The 14,439-nt window shown below is 43.4% G+C and carries 16 protein-coding genes; 10 read left to right on the top strand and 6 right to left on the bottom strand.

The window, feature by feature from the left end; all coding sequences use genetic code 11:
- Positions 1–131 precede the first annotated feature (131 nt).
- The 9 genes from fic (at position 132) to GNT65_RS14835 (ending at position 9,544) form a co-directional block, all read left to right on the top strand.
- Positions 132–1,265 (top strand): protein adenylyltransferase Fic, encoded by a 1,134-nt coding sequence (fic, locus tag GNT65_RS14875; RefSeq protein ID WP_160797762.1) that lies wholly within the window; start codon positions 132–134, stop codon positions 1,263–1,265.
- A gap of 75 nt (positions 1,266–1,340) precedes the next feature.
- Positions 1,341–2,903, top strand: coding sequence for a class I SAM-dependent DNA methyltransferase (locus tag GNT65_RS14870; RefSeq protein WP_160797574.1), 1,563 nt, complete (start codon positions 1,341–1,343; stop codon positions 2,901–2,903).
- Positions 2,900–4,468, top strand: coding sequence for a restriction endonuclease subunit S (locus GNT65_RS14865; RefSeq protein WP_160797572.1), 1,569 nt, complete (start codon positions 2,900–2,902; stop codon positions 4,466–4,468). The genes GNT65_RS14870 and GNT65_RS14865 overlap by 4 nt, the downstream gene beginning before the upstream one ends.
- A gap of 19 nt (positions 4,469–4,487) precedes the next feature.
- Positions 4,488–6,074, top strand: a complete 1,587-nt coding sequence (locus GNT65_RS14860; protein ID WP_160797570.1) for an AAA family ATPase — start codon at positions 4,488–4,490, stop codon at positions 6,072–6,074.
- A gap of 71 nt (positions 6,075–6,145) precedes the next feature.
- Complete coding sequence (locus GNT65_RS14855) at positions 6,146–6,898, top strand: HNH endonuclease family protein (protein WP_244952201.1); 753 nt, start codon at positions 6,146–6,148, stop codon at positions 6,896–6,898.
- 44 nt (positions 6,899–6,942) lie between these two features.
- Positions 6,943–7,182, top strand: a complete 240-nt coding sequence (locus tag GNT65_RS14850; RefSeq protein ID WP_160797567.1) for a hypothetical protein — start codon at positions 6,943–6,945, stop codon at positions 7,180–7,182.
- Positions 7,170–7,721, top strand: coding sequence for an HNH endonuclease (locus tag GNT65_RS14845; RefSeq protein ID WP_219822474.1), 552 nt, complete (start codon positions 7,170–7,172; stop codon positions 7,719–7,721). Before GNT65_RS14850 ends, GNT65_RS14845 begins: the two co-directional genes overlap by 13 nt.
- Before the next feature lie 59 nt (positions 7,722–7,780).
- Entirely contained in the window at positions 7,781–8,644 is an 864-nt protein-coding gene (locus tag GNT65_RS14840) for a hypothetical protein (protein WP_160797565.1), read from the top strand.
- 45 nt (positions 8,645–8,689) lie between these two features.
- Positions 8,690–9,544 (top strand): hypothetical protein, encoded by an 855-nt coding sequence (locus GNT65_RS14835; RefSeq protein ID WP_160797563.1) that lies wholly within the window; start codon positions 8,690–8,692, stop codon positions 9,542–9,544.
- Between the two features lie 243 nt (positions 9,545–9,787).
- Here the strand turns inward: GNT65_RS14835 and GNT65_RS14830 are convergent, their stop codons facing one another.
- On the bottom strand, positions 9,788–10,486 hold the full coding sequence (locus GNT65_RS14830) for a hypothetical protein (RefSeq protein ID WP_160797561.1): 699 nt from the start codon (positions 10,484–10,486) through the stop codon (positions 9,788–9,790).
- Between the two features lie 279 nt (positions 10,487–10,765).
- Here GNT65_RS14830 and GNT65_RS14825 point away from each other — a divergent pair, with 279 nt between their 5' ends.
- On the top strand, positions 10,766–11,425 hold the full coding sequence (locus tag GNT65_RS14825) for a hypothetical protein (protein WP_160797559.1): 660 nt from the start codon (positions 10,766–10,768) through the stop codon (positions 11,423–11,425).
- Between the two features lie 69 nt (positions 11,426–11,494).
- Here the strand turns inward: GNT65_RS14825 and GNT65_RS14820 are convergent, their stop codons facing one another.
- The 5 genes from GNT65_RS14820 to GNT65_RS14800 all read right to left on the bottom strand — a co-directional run bounded on the left by GNT65_RS14820 (position 11,495) and on the right by GNT65_RS14800 (position 14,324).
- Positions 11,495–12,136 (bottom strand): HGGxSTG domain-containing protein, encoded by a 642-nt coding sequence (locus GNT65_RS14820; protein ID WP_160797557.1) that lies wholly within the window; start codon positions 12,134–12,136, stop codon positions 11,495–11,497.
- Positions 12,137–12,344: 208 nt separating this feature from the next.
- Positions 12,345–13,172 carry a YagK/YfjJ domain-containing protein gene (locus tag GNT65_RS14815; protein WP_160797555.1) on the bottom strand — a complete coding sequence of 276 codons (828 nt, stop codon included), beginning with the start codon at positions 13,170–13,172 and terminating at the stop codon, positions 12,345–12,347.
- A 221-nt stretch (positions 13,173–13,393) separates the two neighbouring features.
- Entirely contained in the window at positions 13,394–13,600 is a 207-nt protein-coding gene (locus GNT65_RS20765) for a helix-turn-helix transcriptional regulator (RefSeq protein WP_160797553.1), read from the bottom strand.
- Positions 13,600–13,821, bottom strand: coding sequence for a helix-turn-helix transcriptional regulator (locus GNT65_RS14805; RefSeq protein ID WP_160797551.1), 222 nt, complete (start codon positions 13,819–13,821; stop codon positions 13,600–13,602). Before GNT65_RS14805 ends, GNT65_RS20765 begins: the two co-directional genes overlap by 1 nt.
- 95 nt (positions 13,822–13,916) lie before the next feature.
- Positions 13,917–14,324, bottom strand: a complete 408-nt coding sequence (locus tag GNT65_RS14800; RefSeq protein ID WP_160797549.1) for a hypothetical protein — start codon at positions 14,322–14,324, stop codon at positions 13,917–13,919.
- Between the last annotated feature and the right edge of the window lie 115 nt (positions 14,325–14,439).

Raw genomic sequence — 14,439 nt, 5'->3', positions numbered from 1 at the left:
TATTCACTCAAAACACGTAACACATGTCGATTTAATCATGTTTTATAAACATGTTTGCTTTACATGTCGATTGAATCGACATAAGCTCACTGCATTCTCTGTTTATGTCGATAAATGAAGGTTTTTTAAACATGAAATGGCAAGCTGACCAAGCATACAACCATTTACCGCCGTTACCACTAGACAGCAAACTCGGTGAGTTGGCCGAAACCTTACCCATACTTAAAGCTTGTATTCCTGCCCGTGCCGCCCTTGCTGAGCTAAAGCAAGCCGGTGAGTTACTGCCTAATCAAGGCCTGCTAATCAACTTACTGCCACTGCTAGAAGCCCAAGGCAGTAGCGAGATTGAAAACATAGTCACTACCACAGACAAGCTATTTCAGTATGCCCAAGAAGATAGCCAAGCCGACCCTATGACCAAAGAGGCGCTGCGTTATCGCACCGCCCTATACCAAGGCTTTACCGAGCTAACTAGCCGCCCATTGTGTGTAACCACGGCACGAGAAATTTGCAGCACCATAAAATCAGTCCAAATGGACGTGCGCAAAGTACCAGGCACCAGCTTAACCAATCAGGCCACCGGTGAGGTGATTTACACCCCACCAGCAGGCGAAAACGTTATTCGTGACTTGCTCAGCAACTGGGAAGCCTTTTTACACAATGCAGATGATGTTGACCCACTAATTAAAATGGCCATGGCCCATTACCAGTTTGAAGCCATTCATCCCTTTATTGATGGTAATGGCCGCACAGGCCGCGTGCTTAATATTCTTTACCTGATCGACCAACAGCTGCTTAGCGCACCTATTTTGTACCTAAGCCGCTACATCGTGGCCAATAAGCAAGATTATTACCGCTTACTGCTTAACGTCACCACCAAGCTAGAATGGCAAGAGTGGATCATCTTTATCCTTAACGCCGTTGAACAAACCGCTAAGTGGACCACCTACAAAATAGCCGCCGCCCGCGAGTTGATTGAACACACCACAGAATATGTGCGTCAGCAATTACCCAAAATCTATAGCCATGAGCTAGTACAAGTGATTTTTGAGCAGCCCTATTGTCGTATTCAAAACTTGGTTGAAAACGATATAGCAAAGCGCCAAACCGCCTCGGTGTACTTAAAACAGCTGTGTGACATTGGTGTGCTTGAAGAGGTCCAATCGGGCAAAGAGAAGCTATTTGTTCACCCTAAATTTGTCACCCTGATGACCAAAGACAGTAATCAGTTTAGCCCGTACTTTGATACGAGTAACAACAAGTAATTAAACCAACTAATGTAAAGCATGCAGTTAATTAGCCAGCTGCAATCATGAGCCAAATTAAACATTGAGAACCCAATGAACAACAACGACATCGTACAAAAACTGTGGAACCTGTGTGACGTACTGCGTGACGACGGCATTAACTATTCAGACTACGTTACCGAGCTCGTCTTACTACTATTCATTAAAATGGTCCACGAGAACAGCGAAGCGGGCCTACTCAATAAGCACACGCTGCCAGAGGGCTGCCGCTGGACAGATTTAAGTAACAAAGACGGCTTAAACCTGCTTGATGACTATAAGCGCATGTTGCTCACCTTGTCGACAGGCAAAGACAGCGAGGGGAACACCCTACATGCCGACCCACTCATCCTCGCCATTTATGCCGATGCCCAAACCCGCCTGCGCGAGCCACGCCATTTAAGTCAACTGATTAAGTCTCTTGACTCTATCGACTGGTTTAGCGCGCAAAAAGATGGCTTAGGCGACTTGTACGAAGGCTTGTTAGAAAAGAACGCTAACGAGACTAAATCGGGCGCTGGCCAGTACTTCACCCCTCGCGCATTAATCGACTCAATGGTGAGGGTGATTAACCCACAAGCAGGCGAAGTCATTCAAGACCCTGCAGCTGGTACCGCAGGCTTTCTGATTGCCGCCGATACGTACATTAAAAGCCAAACCGATGACCACTTTGACCTAGATGCCAAGCAAGTCGAGTTTCAAAAAAACAACGCCTTTGTGGGGGTTGAGCTAGTCCCCTCGACCCGCCGCTTAGCCTTAATGAACTGCCTACTGCATGGCATGGAGGGCGACGAGGAAGGCGTCGTACATTTAGGTAACTCACTTGGCCAAGTCGGTGCCGCATTGCCTAAAGCCGATATCATTCTGGCTAATCCGCCCTTTGGTACCAGTAAAGGCGGTGATGCCTCTATCACCCGTGACGATTTAACCTATCCCACCAGCAACAAGCAGCTGGCATTTTTACAGCACATTTACCGCAACTTAAAAGCTGGTGGCCGTGCTGCCGTGGTCTTGCCCGACAACGTGTTATTTGAAGCTGGCGTCGGTACCGATATCCGCCGCGATTTAATGCATAAGTGTAACCTGCACACTATATTACGTTTACCGACAGGCATCTTCTATGCGGCAGGCGTTAAGACCAATGTGCTGTTCTTTACCAAAGGTTCTGAGGTCGACAAGCACCAAGAAGAAAACTGCACCACCAATACCTGGGTGTATGACCTACGCACCAATATGCCAAGCTTTGGCAAACGTACCCCCTTTGGCGAGCAACACCTAAAACCTTTTGAAGCGGTGTATAAGATTCCACTAGCAGAACGCAAAGAGGGTGAATGGAGCTTTAATGCCGAAGAGGTCGAAGTCGAAAGCACTGACGCTAACAAGGGTGTAGACCCACGCCTAGCACATAGCCGCTGGCGCGTATTTAGCCGCGAGTTTATCCGCGATACCAAAGGCGACTCACTGGATATTTCATGGCTAAAAGATGCCAACAGCGTCGATGCGGCTGATTTAGGTACACCAGAAGAGCTAGCGAATGAAGCCATGATTGAGCTAAAAGGCGCATTGGCCGATCTTGAAGCCTTGGTTAAGTCATTGGCTGGTGGGGTGAAAGGATGAGCCAAGTGATTCCAGAGGAGTGGGTTAATATTTTGGCATCTGATGCCTTCTCTTTGATCGCTACAACAGATAAGAAAGTTAAAACGAAAGATTGCCTTGATTTCGGTAAATTTCCTGTTGTAGACCAGGGACAAGGTAATGTTGCTGGCTATGTAAATGATGAAAATAAAGTTATCACAGTCGATGAGCCTCTAATCGTCTTTGGAGATCACACAAGAACTGTTAAATGGATTAATTTCAGCTTTGTTCCCGGTGCTGATGGAACTAAAATACTTCAATCTAAACGTTTCATAGAAGCACGCTTAGCTTATCATCAGCTATGTTCACTTGAAATTCCTGATAAAGGATACTCTAGGCATTTTAAGTTTTTTAAAGAGCTTAATTTTGCAATCCCCCCACTAGCCGAACAAAGAGTCATTGCCGACAAGCTGGATGAACTGCTGGCACAGGTGGAAAGCACCAAAGCCCGCCTCGATGCCATCCCCGCCATCTTGAAATCATTCCGCCAATCCGTCCTCGCCGCCGCAGTGAGTGGCAAATTGACAGAAGAATGGCGTGGGGAAAACACTCAGCAAAGTTGGGAAAATACGCTGCTGGGTGACATCATCATAGCTTCAGCTAACGGGTTATCTAAGAGAAGCGGTAAAGTTGGTCAAGATACAACCATTCTCAGGTTAGCTGACTTTAAGAATGCTATTCGTATTTTTGGTAAAGAGCGCCAAATTAAGCTTAATGAGAAGGAGCTAGAAAAATACTCCCTAAGGAGTGGAGATATTCTAGTTATCCGCGTTAATGGCAGTGCAGACTTGGCTGGCCGCTTTATTGAATATCGCCAAAATGATTGCTCTGAAGGTTTTTGTGATCACTTTATTCGCTTAAGACTCGATACTGAAAAAGTATTACCTACTTATTTGACCTTTGTAGCGAATGAAGGAGTTGGTAGGCATTATTTACAAAGTAGCTTATCAACAAGCGCTGGACAAAATACAATTAATCAAGGCTCTGTAAAAGGATTGAAAGTTCCCTTGCCATCAGTCCTTGAACAAGCCGAAATCGTCCGTCGGGTAGAAGAACTCTTAGCCTTTGCCGATAGCATTGAACAAAAAGCTACTGCAGCATTAGAACGGGTCAATAATTTAACTCAGTCCATTCTTGCCAGAGCTTTCCGTGGTGAACTCACTGCCGACTGGCGTGCAGCGAACCCCGAACTTATCAGCGGCGAAAATAGCGCCGAAGCCCTATTAGCCAAAATTGCGGCGGAGCGTGAAGCCATTAAAAAACAGCCAAAACCGAAACGCACCGCCATAAAAAATAAGACAGGTAGTCGTATGAGTAAGCAGATCATCAAAGTCGTTGACGCATTAAAAGAGGCTGGAGAACCGCTAAGTGGCCAACAATTATTAGCAGCAGCTGGCTACCCCAGCGATAGCGATACAGACCAATTGGAACAGTTTTTTTTGGATATCCGCCAGGAGTTGATTGTCGAAAAATCCATTGTGAAACTTGAGCGTGGTGATGACGGCCAGGATTGGTTTACACTAGCGCAGAAGGCTGCCAAAGAATAATATCGAGCTAGGATTGCCTATGAAAGTAGATAAGTTACATATTCGCTCTCGTTTTAAAAACCTTGAAAATGTGAAGGTGGACTTTGATGAAGACCACCTGATGACTGTTGTGGTTGGGTGCAATGGTTCGGGTAAATCCAACGTGCTGGAAGCTTTAGTGGCGATATTTCGTAACCTCGATTTGGGCCAGGAACCTCCGTTTTCATACGAGTTGATTTATCGACTTGGCGAGCCTCATAAATCAAATCAGTTTAGCGAACGATGGCAGGAAATCACCATTGATGCCGACCCAACTCGTGGCACTACTGCTAAGCAATACCAAGTACAGGTGCGAGACTTATTGGCTGACAATGTACCTAATGACATGTTTGGCAAGACGCTATCAGGCAATACCGTTCCGTTTTCAAAGGTGAAACGCGATAAGGAAGGAAAAGCACCATATCTGCCAAATTATGTATTTGCTTACTATTCCGGTCCCAGTGATCGCTTAGAGAATCACTTTAAGAAACATCGCACCGATTTCTACCGTCGCCTGCTCAAAGATGAGTTGGATTTAAAAGGCGATATTCGCCCGCTGTTTTATGCGAAACCTCATCATAGCCAATTCGTGCTATTGGCGTTTTTCTTATCAGAGCAAGACAACGCAGAAAAAGCTTTTCTGCTAGAGCACTTAGGCATTGAAGGTTTAGACAGTATTCACTTCGTGATGCGGCAACCTGGTTGGGCAAAAAAGAAAGGGGAATTGTTTTGGGGAGCTCGGGGCGTTGTTCGCCGCTTTTTGGACGAGCTAATTAAACACACGCTGTCACCGGTTAAGGTTACGCGCCAAGAAGATACCTCTTTGACTGGTAGCAATATTCGCAATGAGTTTTTTCATCTGTTTTTGCCTGATGTAGAGGCACTCCGTGAATTTGCCAAAGATCTCAGCCCTGATGAGTTGTTTAAAATGCTCGAAAGTACACTGCTTTCTGAAATCATCTCAGAAGTCAGTATTCGGGTGAACGTGTCTAGCAGCAAAGACCCGCTCACTTTCCGAGAACTCAGTGAAGGTGAGCAACAGCTTCTCACTGTATTGGGCTTGCTCAAATTTACCGGTGGCAAAGACTCCCTGTTTTTACTTGATGAGCCCGATACGCACCTCAATCCCTCATGGGCCGTGAAGTACTTGAAGTTCCTCCGTGATTTCGTACCAAACCATGAAACTAGCCATTTGCTGATGGTGACACATCATCCACTTGCGATTGCAGAGTTAAAGAAAGAGCAAGTTCAAGTGATGAAGCGGGGCGAAGCGCAACAAATAACTGCGAAGATGCCGGATGAAAGTCCACGGGGTATGGGGATTAATTTGATACTGCGCAGTGACATGTTTGGTCTTCAAACTACATTGGATGATGATACTAATCAGAAACTAAGTAATAGAAATGCTCTCGCCGCAAAAGACTCTTTATCTAAAGTTGAAGTCGTGCGTGAAAATGGATTTCCTGCGGAGAATGAAGAGCAGTATCTAGCCAGACTTAACTCGGAGCTCGGGCAATTAGGCTTTAACTTAGCGACAGATGATCCGGACTATCTCGAGTTTCTTCGAAACAAGTACCACGCCAATTAGGAGGTCGATCATTAATGCGCTGGATTTGTAAAGATGACATCGAGGAATGTTTGACTCAGGCTTGGCGAACTATGGCTGATCAAGCAAAAGCTGAACTTATTGCGGCTAAAACCCAAAAAGAACGAAAGGATATATTAAAAAAATCATCTTCTTCAAAGGTTTGGCGTGAATTTTATGATTTACTCCCTATAAATCTCAAGAGAAAGTGTTGGTACTGTGAGGCTGAAGATATACGTGCTGATATGCCCGTCGATCACTTCAGGCCAAAGAATAAGGTAGAAGAAGATAAACAACACGAAGGCTATTGGTGGTTAGCATTCGATTGGCAAAACTATCGATGTGCTTGTACGTTTTGTAATAGCCGGAGGGTATTTGATGAGACCGAGGGAGGAAAGGCTTGCCGTTTCCCACTTGAAAATCCAGATGAAAGGGCTATTGCACCTGAAGACCAAGATAAGCTGAGGAAGGAGCGTCCTTCGTTTCTTGACCCCTTTAATTCTCAAGATGAAAAGTTGCTTTGGTTTGACAATGATGGGTTACCTGAGCCGAAGCCATCTGCGACTGTTGAACAGCAGACTAAGGTCAAAAATTCAATTGAAATTTTTCATCTTCATGAAGCAAGAATCGTTCGGGAGAGAAACAGGGTTCGTTTAAATATTGAGCGAGAAGTTCGGGATATCAGGGATAATCGAGATGTTAAAGATGCAACTGATAGGTTGCGAAAAATGGTAAGAGATACTGAGAAGCTGTCTCGTGCTGCGGTCGTTTATTTGCGGGCTCATAGAGATCTCCCGGAAGTGAAAGATATTTTGAATTTGGATTAATGGTTTTTGCTAAGTCTGACTAGTTTGGACCTTAAGGACGAGAAATGGCCAACAGCATAACACCGCCACAATTCGAACCTGCTTTTGATATAGTCACAGCCATGCGTGAAGGGCGACTAAATCGCTCTAAAGCGATTGAGTTAATGGCTAAAACGGGATTTGGTCTGGCATCGGCCGCATTTTATCTGAATGCGCTGCTGATTATGCCAACAGGTGAGGTCTACAAAAAACCATCAGTAATAGCGCAACTCGCTATTATCTGCAGCGATTTATGGATGAGATGAACGCTTCCGAATTCACCACTGTGCTACGCTCGGTTGAAGGGCATATCCGCTATTACAATGAACAGGGCTCTGGTAAACAGCGCGCTTTGGCTAAACTGCTGGTGGAATTTCAAGAACGGGCTAGGGACTTCTATGGCTGGTCTGCGTTTAAAATTTCTCGACCTGTCGATGGCGTTGAACATGACTTGGTTAATGACTCTCGACAATCTGCTTTTCATGAAGGCGGTAGTAGGGCAATAGAATTAACTGTCCACGAGCGCGATCCTGCTGCACGCAAAGCCTGTATTCAGCACTATGGTGTAAGATGCCAAGTTTGTGATTTTGATTTTGAAAAAACGTATGGTGCTTTAGGCCAAGGTTTTATTCACGTCCACCATCGGATTGATTTGGCATCAGTGCAAACCTCTAGAGACGTTAATCCAATCGAAGATTTAATCCCTGTATGTCCCAACTGTCATGCAATGTTGCATTCTGAGCGGCCTGCGATGGCGGTTGAAGCTTTGAAAATTATTTTTGAAAGTCAGAAACCTACTAAGTAACTAATTGGCTCAGTAGGCTTTTCTGCGCTCTATTTACTGAATGCTTAGCAGAGGGATGAATGAATCATTGTTTAGGGCTTTGTGAAACAACTGGTCGATGGTATGAAGGAACGGATAGTATCGGTGCGCCCGTTCATTCGCCCATAATCGTTTCAGATATTGAGTTTGTGGGAGTCGAGGTACCAGACAATCCTTTTGGTAGTCTTGTATTTAGAGAGCATAGCTTTGACCCAATCACACGTATTCGGAGAGGTGTTGTTTATCGAGCTGCGACACACTCACCGGAAGGCTGGAGAGTTTTTGACACGGAACGCAATGACATTGCTGTTAGTGGTATCAATGGAGCTCGGCAACTTCTAACTTGCCCTAAATACTATATTAGCGATAGCTTGAACTTTTTGAGAGCGACAAAGCAAAAGACTAAAGTAGTGGTTGGTGACGAGCCGTTCGTAAGTCTTTGGCAGGTGGTGTCTATTGAAACTGCTGCTTCTGGTATGCTGCTGGTAACGCTGAAGGCCTTACATTTTTTAGATACTGTTCCAGAACTTCGAATAGAGCAAATTCCAAATGTTCAGTTATCTCAGGAATTAAAATCAGCGATTGAGAATGTTGAAATAGCTGCCAGCCGTTTAGGAGCTGTTGATACGGTAGATCGCTGTAGAGATGCGCTTTCGATAGTGTTTTCTCATTTGGGCTGCTGCCCAGATAAAGATTTAGCCGCGAGTGTGAAGGCATATGAAGGCTTAAGTCGACCCAATATCCAGAGTTGGTTAGGTTTCATGGTGGCAAGATTACATGCTCGTGGGAAGCCAAATGAGCAACGAAAGCAGAATACAAGACCATTGACTGACTCCGATGCGCAATTGGCTTTACAGGCTCTGAGGTTTATTTTGATTGAGCTTGGGTGGGCCGTTGAGCGTTAGTTTTCATCATTAGGTGATCTTTTTAGATATTGAGGGTTATTCACAATGGCATTTTTCAGTGAGATAAACGCATTTCTGTCTCTCAAAGACAGGTTTTGGAAAACGCCGTCACCAGTTCATGAGATATCTAACACCGCAAAGCGATTTATTCGGCTTTTTGAAGCTCATGGTGTCGCCAGAGCACAAATCCCTCATTTCTTTGGTCATGAGCTGAGTCTATATCAAGTAGAAAATGAGCAGGAGCTTTTAAAAGTACTGAGTCATCAGATATTGCAAGATGCTGCAGACTTATTCGGAGTAAAAGTTGAATGGTTAGAGGGCGCAACCGATGAGCTGTACGAACTGAATCATTTTTATAAAGCACCGCAGGCATTTGGTGTCTGGCTTGATCAACGTTTGGCAAAGGCTGTTAACCGAGATATAGATGGTTGGTTGCTCATCACGCATATGATTAGTGACCGATATGATGCCCTGATTTTGATGAGGGAATGCGTTGGAGAACTTTCTAGCCAACCCATTTACCGATATCACTTTTGTGATCTATGGATATATAGCTATTGGAAGTGTCGAGCTGATTTAGCAGCCTGCATAGCGCAGGGATGGAAACGACATTGTTATATCTATGGCCGGGAACTTAAGGTTAGCGTATTTGAAAAGCTCGCTTCACTAATGGTAATCCCTGATGCCGAATATGAGGGAACGGAAATCCTCGGTCGGCACTTTTATCCAGAGAATTTGGCCACAGAGCCCGATGATTTTGTTAAGGGAATATCCGAGGGGGAGTTTGGTAAATCCGCTGCCGTAGCGCGTTGGTTGGAATGGCACGAACGAGGTCTCATGCCCGCTGGATTTGGTGATTGCGGCTCCAAATTCCAGAGTTACATGGAAAGTATTAGCTGAGTTTTTACTATGTTATTAGACGATTTTTAGCACTATTGATATTTTGCTAATAGGGTTAGTTTTTGGTTTGCGAACCTAGATTGGGCGTTTTATTTACATGCTTGTTTTTCAAGCTTAAAAGATAGATAAATCACTGGCGGTATAAATTTTCATCAGTGATTTATCTAGTTTATATATGTCTATTCAATTAAGGCGTTAACGCCTCATTTGTTACTGCTTTAGTTACTCCCACGAGTATTTTGGTTAATGCTCTAGTTCTTGCCTACTAGCTAAAGCTGTCCATTCTTGGTGTTTGTAAATGCTTTTATCGTATTGAATTGTTTGCTCATTAAACATAGCAACGAACCCCCTCCAATCATTTAGGAAGGGTCTAAGTGAGCCGTTTACCATATCGTCCGCGACCTCAATACAGGGTTTAGAGGCGGTTTCTTTTCCTCTTAGGGGGACATACCTGACCAAATGCAGTAAACCCAGTTTCTCAATGGTATAGAATACATTTAGCATTTCCAGTTCTCTCGATGTGCGCTCCACAGTCATGGGAGTTTCATATAGTATTGAACCTGATTCGGCGATGATTAAAACATTTGTTGCCGAGCGATTTGAACGGCTAGCAGTAATTTGAAAAATAATGCGTTTTATACCAAGAGAAGACTTCAGCCCAGCTATAACTGCATCTTTGCCTGCATAGGTGGTAAAGCCGGTATCAATTCGCTCTACATATGAAATAAACTGATCGAATCGGTACGATTCTGTGCTTGAGTGTGGTTTTGTTGCGACTCCAACTAATGTATTGAAATTATTGAAACCGAATAGCGTTGAAAGAATGTGTTCAACTTTTCTTTGATCTTTTCCTAGACGAAGACCTACAGCGTCGCAGCCTCTTCGCAAGTTTTCTTTTAAGCGAGTCACATCTTCCTTGGAAGATAGTTTTAACTGTAGCATTTTGTTTTCCTTTATTTAATTCATCTGCTTATGGTCTCCCTGTTACCACTACAGAATTAAATTAGGATTACATAATCTGTCTGTAGGAATTTGTGTATCGCCATGAATTGGGAGGGCAAGCTCACAAAGCTTTATTGGCAGAGCGCATCGACCAACTAGGTAGACACTAACACCTAATGTTTTTTAAAATCAATCAGTTTTTTGCTCTGCTTTCAAATATCAGGATGCTGGCAGTTAGCCTATCAGCTACTGAACTCTTTTAGGTGTTAAAGTGAAAAAATGGACTTTTTTGAATACTGGAATACCTGTTTAATCAACCGGATAACCAAGCATAATGATGATTTTATCGTGTTTGGTGAGTTGAAAAGGCTTAAAAACTCCATCGACGTTGATGATATATTTGAATTTGGTTTACCACCGGGGCCATTCTTTGGGCCTTTAAAAACCGCGAAAATCGTGCTGTGTTACGCTAACCCTAGCCGTGATGCTAAAACTGCGGAAGTTGTAGCCTCGACAGCATTGAAAGAGCAGTTGTTCGCTCAACTTGATGGATTACAGCATTATCCATATCAAATCCCCGGCTGGGATAAATGGTTTAAGCCTGTAGCTAACAGTCTGTTTGATGGAGATTGTGAGCTGGCATCAAAGCATCTCTGCGTATTTAACTTGGTTCCTTATGCATCTTTCAATATGGATAAAGTACAAAGTTTTGCCACTAGCTTACCGAGTGTTTGGGCTGCTCAGGAATATCTGAGACATACCCTAATTCCGAAGGCAAAGCGGAATGAGATCTTGTTAGTTATTTGTCGCTCATCCCAATTATGGGGGCTTCAAACATCTCATGGGTGTGACAATATCATCGTGAACAAGACGCGAGTTGGTTTTACCGAGAAAACTAAGTGTAAGGTTAAGGCCTGGTGGCAAAGGCTTGAAGTGTAGTGGTCATCTTGCTACTTCCCTTATTAGTTGTGAATTTCCGTTAAGTTTGGTTGTAGATAGTACAGTGTTTTAACGTTGCAGAGTGAGTCGCAGGTACTGTTTTAATCTTTTTTGTTCTGGGCTAATAGATGTCCTTAAGGAGCTGCTAGACACTCTACCAGACTTGTTAGCGAGCAATTGAATTTCATGGTTAGACTCTGCTTTTGAGCCTGATAAGTTATCGAAATATGGCGCGGGGTAGAGTGGTGCATGTAAGTGGAAGAGGAGATGCTCTGCAGCGGTATCTTTGTAATAATGGTCTAATGCTGATTGGATTAGAACGAGTGCTTCGACTCCATCATATTCAGCGATGCAGTATTTTGTGGCTTCTAATTCCACGCGATATTTACACACTATATCTGTAACAGCATCACTGGCACTTCGATTGTGCTTTGCGCTTAGCTCGCAAATTTTTAGATAGGCTGTGATTGCGCTTTCCCAATCTGATGGCTTGATGGGGAGGTCATATCTTTTATTGAAGTGCCAAATAAATATGTTAACTAAGGCATTTACACGTACTGCAAGCTTTCCCTCTTTAGTCTTGGCGCCTGTTGAACGTCCACCGTGTAATTTGCAGCGACCGTTAGTTTTGTTGCCGTAGCGTTGGCACTTACCTCCACTACGAGTTTTTGCGCCGCAACGAGGCAAATTTTCCAGGTTGAATCTTGTCATTAATTACTCCTTGGCAGTTATCACTACATGGTTGAAGATCGTGATTACTTTCGGTTCATGGGGTTTGTTTTGTATTTTGATGAAAGGTATTTTTAGCTAGTACCATCAATTTGTACTAGACACCTTAAGCCCTTCGTTTTCCTGTGTTTGAATGTGTTTTTAGCCACCTTTACTAGTGGAGCAATTGCTATTAGTGGATCTTGGGTTTTTATCGGTTCATGGGGTATAGAGGGTGAGATCCACTGCTAAGTGGATCTGCAAGGTGGTGTAAGTTGGATGTCCTATTTCGAATAGACTCTTTCAGTTGCTGCGCATGTTTCCTTTCAGTAAACCAGGCAAAGGTTGACTTGATGGGGTTGGCGGCTTTTCTCATTGTACTTGCTATATGTTGGGCTTTTACTCTGTGCTGATTTATTTTAGCTGTGATAATAGGGTCAACTAAGAACGTATCTTTAGTATCGTCAAATGATGCTGCTGGTGGAATCTTATTGCATAGAAACGAACGTGCTTTGATATCGAGCTCCTTAGTTACTGTTTTTGCAAAGTAACTGAGACGGTAGATTGCATGCTTGAGTGATGATTTATTCCCACGACACATAATGTTGAAAGGGTTATCTACTAATGAAGCTATTCCACCAGCTCGTTCCCATAGCGATTTAAGCTGATTTAACAGTTTGTGTGGATAGTTAATTTTGTGCCCACTGAGCATAAGAGCGACATGATAGTGTTGTATTTCTGAATGATGCCGCTCTCTAGTACACAGGTATTGCACTTTACATTTGTATTGCTGAGATAATGTGTTGGCCTGCTGCTTAAGGAACTGATTGATCTGATTATTATCAGTGGAATACTGGCGAGGGTGTAAATCGATTCGAATGACCATGACTCTACTATAGTGACTTAACATAATCTCGCAGGTAGAAATGATTTTCTTCACGAGATGCGGCTTAAGCCCTTGCGATGAAGGTTTGTAGACATGATAAGCATGATCTTTATACATCATTAATGTTGAATTGTGCTTGTTGATACAGAACATCGTTTAAGCTTCCATTTTTGACATACCGAAAACAGGCAGTCATATATTATTTAATATCCGCCGTTTTATTGGGCTTGATCGATAGTGTTTGCGTGAGCCCTAACGGGTTTTAAGGTTTTTTAGTCGGTTTTGATTTGTAGGCGTAGTGCGTCAAACTGTGTCACTACATTCGTTAAAAAAGCAGGCTAAGCCTGCTTTAACCCGGAAAGTTGTGTACCCATTCACTTAGATAACCACTCACGGACATCTTTGAATAACCAGCATGAGCGACCATTCTCAATTGATGCTGGTTTGGGAAATTTTCCTGCTTTAATTCTTCGTCCTAAGGTTGAGCGGCTAATGCCTAGTAGTCGCTGGATTTCTGGCTTTCTAACGACACGATATTCATCAATGAAGTGAGCTAAGTGATCAGTGTTCGATGTTTTCATCAGCACTTTCCGCCTTCGACTGTTTGGCGTGAAGCAACCCACTCGGTCAGTTCAGATAATAGCCAACCGACAGAAGTACTTTGTGGATAGAGTTGTCTGCGCTTAGGAAAAAGGCCCTTTCGCTCAAGCGACCACGCTGTAGTGCGAGAAATAGAAGTAATTGCTTTACGCTCGGCTTCACGAACGATGCGGTCTGTAGATGTTGAATTAAGTTTTTTCATAGTCACTCCAGTACATGACGGGTTGTACAAGTTACGGGAGTGACTTTAATTTTATGTGTGGTTACAAAATAGAAGTATGGGGGGGGATAGGGTAATTAATTTTTGAGCAGTAGATACCCATACTCTTTCGCAAAAACATCAGCATTTATTTCACTGTAGCCCTTCATGCTTCGTCCTCGCTTTCGAGCTTCAATTGGCGCAAACATAGATATTTGATTATAAAAGTGAATAAATGCTTTACTTTCTAGTGATTTTGGATATGGCACTCTTTGATTAACGCAAAAATTGTCAATTGCTTTGATGAGTGTTTTCAATTTATAGGGCCTATTATTCTTTGATTGATAGAAGTGGGAAACAACATCTGAAGTAAATCGAAGCGCGATATCGAATTCATTTTCAAATTTATTGTATTCATTAAACGAAGCTTTTGCGTCTGCAAGTTTTGTGCGTTCGATATACTGGTAATCTTCAATAAACTGATTAAACTCACCATGTAGTGGCATAGTGAATTTGGCCACCTGAATAGACGAAGTGATAGACTCACTTCTGGAAAAAAGGTGGTAGAAATGAAGAACACAAGACCGACATTCAGTGCAGAGTTCAAATTAGAAGCTGCGC

It is taken from the genome of Shewanella insulae, from assembly GCF_009831655.1.
Taxonomy (GTDB): Bacteria; Pseudomonadota; Gammaproteobacteria; order Enterobacterales; family Shewanellaceae; genus Shewanella; species Shewanella insulae.
The sequence above is the reverse complement of the archived record's forward strand: the minus strand, read 5'-3'. Positions and strand labels throughout refer to the sequence as shown.

Excerpts from the sequence above, each read along its gene's own strand:
- fic (WP_160797762.1), top strand. The coding sequence starts at position 132 with ATGAAATGGCAAGCTGACCAAGCATACAACCATTTACCGCCGTTACCA.
- GNT65_RS14870 (WP_160797574.1), top strand. The coding sequence starts at position 1,341 with ATGAACAACAACGACATCGTACAAAAACTGTGGAACCTGTGTGACGTA.
- GNT65_RS14865 (WP_160797572.1), top strand. The coding sequence starts at position 2,900 with ATGAGCCAAGTGATTCCAGAGGAGTGGGTTAATATTTTGGCATCTGAT.
- GNT65_RS14860 (WP_160797570.1), top strand. The coding sequence starts at position 4,488 with ATGAAAGTAGATAAGTTACATATTCGCTCTCGTTTTAAAAACCTTGAA.
- GNT65_RS14855 (WP_244952201.1), top strand. The coding sequence starts at position 6,146 with ATGGCTGATCAAGCAAAAGCTGAACTTATTGCGGCTAAAACCCAAAAA.
- GNT65_RS14850 (WP_160797567.1), top strand. The coding sequence starts at position 6,943 with ATGGCCAACAGCATAACACCGCCACAATTCGAACCTGCTTTTGATATA.
- GNT65_RS14845 (WP_219822474.1), top strand. The coding sequence starts at position 7,170 with ATGGATGAGATGAACGCTTCCGAATTCACCACTGTGCTACGCTCGGTT.
- GNT65_RS14840 (WP_160797565.1), top strand. The coding sequence starts at position 7,781 with ATGAATCATTGTTTAGGGCTTTGTGAAACAACTGGTCGATGGTATGAA.
- GNT65_RS14835 (WP_160797563.1), top strand. The coding sequence starts at position 8,690 with ATGGCATTTTTCAGTGAGATAAACGCATTTCTGTCTCTCAAAGACAGG.
- GNT65_RS14830 (WP_160797561.1), bottom strand. The coding sequence starts at position 10,486 with ATGCTACAGTTAAAACTATCTTCCAAGGAAGATGTGACTCGCTTAAAA.
- GNT65_RS14825 (WP_160797559.1), top strand. The coding sequence starts at position 10,766 with ATGGACTTTTTTGAATACTGGAATACCTGTTTAATCAACCGGATAACC.
- GNT65_RS14820 (WP_160797557.1), bottom strand. The coding sequence starts at position 12,136 with ATGACAAGATTCAACCTGGAAAATTTGCCTCGTTGCGGCGCAAAAACT.
- GNT65_RS14815 (WP_160797555.1), bottom strand. The coding sequence starts at position 13,172 with ATGTTCTGTATCAACAAGCACAATTCAACATTAATGATGTATAAAGAT.
- GNT65_RS20765 (WP_160797553.1), bottom strand. The coding sequence starts at position 13,600 with ATGAAAACATCGAACACTGATCACTTAGCTCACTTCATTGATGAATAT.
- GNT65_RS14805 (WP_160797551.1), bottom strand. The coding sequence starts at position 13,821 with ATGAAAAAACTTAATTCAACATCTACAGACCGCATCGTTCGTGAAGCC.
- GNT65_RS14800 (WP_160797549.1), bottom strand. The coding sequence starts at position 14,324 with ATGCCACTACATGGTGAGTTTAATCAGTTTATTGAAGATTACCAGTAT.